Origin of the sequence: Polynucleobacter sp. AP-Sanab-80-C2 (genome assembly GCF_035012965.1) — a bacterium.
Classification (GTDB): domain Bacteria; phylum Pseudomonadota; class Gammaproteobacteria; order Burkholderiales; family Burkholderiaceae; genus Polynucleobacter.
Genome location: NZ_JAYGQS010000010.1, coordinates 1 through 1,319, shown reverse-complemented (window position 1 = coordinate 1,319; position 1,319 = coordinate 1). Strand labels below are relative to the sequence as shown.

General features: G+C 48.7%; 1 protein-coding gene. It reads left to right on the top strand.

Translation table 11 applies throughout. The features are described 5' to 3' along the window. The first annotated feature begins 76 nt into the window (after positions 1-76). Entirely contained in the window at positions 77-1,258 is a 1,182-nt protein-coding gene (locus tag VC178_RS11390; protein WP_323482623.1) for an IS481 family transposase, read from the top strand. Positions 1,259-1,319 lie beyond the last annotated feature (61 nt).

The window sequence follows — 1,319 nt, the reverse complement described above, 5'->3', positions numbered from 1 at the left end:
TGTACGACTCGACACATAGTTAACACTTTATACCGGACACATACTTTACAGTTTTTGGCATAGGAGGGACCACTCTATGCCGTGGAATGAAAGTACGAAGATGGATGAAAAGCTCAAATTTGTGTCGCGTTACCTCGATGGCGAGAAAATTACGACCCTGTGCCAGGAGTTTGGAATCTCCAGAGTGACTGGCCATAAGATCATTGATCGTTATAAAGACAGTGGTTTAGAAGCCTTTACGGATCGATCAAGAAGGCCTTTTAGACAAGCCAATCGCTTGCCCTTCCAGGTTGAGCAATTGATTGTGAACCTGAAAAAAGAGTTCCCAACCTGGGGCGCTCCTAAACTGCGCGACCGCATCCACACCCACTATCCTGAGTTGGCACTGCCTGCCAAGAGTACGGTACATGCCGTCTTGGATCGCCATGGCCTAGTCAAAAAGAAGCGACGCCGCCAGCATCCCAAGCTTACCGGGACAAACCTATCGGATCTCAAAGAGCCCAATGCTCTGTGGTGCGTCGATTACAAAGGCGAATTTATGCTGGGTAACAAGCAGTATTGTTACCCCTTAACCGTAACGGACTACGCCTCTCGCTTTTTGATTTGCTGTGAAGGTTTAGAGAGCACCCGTGAGGCGCAAGCCTTTACCGTCTTTGAGCAACTCTTTAAGGAGTATGGGCTACCGGGCAGTATCCGCTCAGACAACGGCGTGCCCTTTGCCTGCGCTAATGCGCTTTATGGCCTGAGCAGTTTGTCAGTGTGGTGGCTCCGCTTAGGTATTGGCATTGAGCGCATTAAACCCGGCAATCCCCAGCAAAATGGTCGCCATGAACGCATGCATTTAACACTCAAGCAAGCCACGACTAAACCGCCAGCCAAAACGATGTTGCAACAACAAGATAAGTTCGAAGACTTTATCCATGAGTACAACTATGAGCGTCCCCATCAAGCACTAGAGATGAAAAAACCGGCACAACTCTATGTTCCTTCGACCCGAAAATACGAAGGGCTGCCCGATGTGAGTTATCCCTTCCATGATAAGACGGTCACGGTGACCAACTGTGGACGCATCTGTCTTGATGGTAAGAAGATTCACTTTAGTACGGTGTTCGCTGGTCATGACGTGGGCTTACGGCAGGTCGAAGAAGACGTGTGGTTAGTGAGCTTTATGGATTACGATATGGCTTACTTTGATATGGAGTCTTCAAGGGTACAAGCCCTAGAAAACCCATTTGGTCCCAAAGTATTGGGGATGTGATTGGTAAAGGTGTAAACCATGTGGTCGGTACCGGACGTAAAGCATGTGTCCGGTACGTACC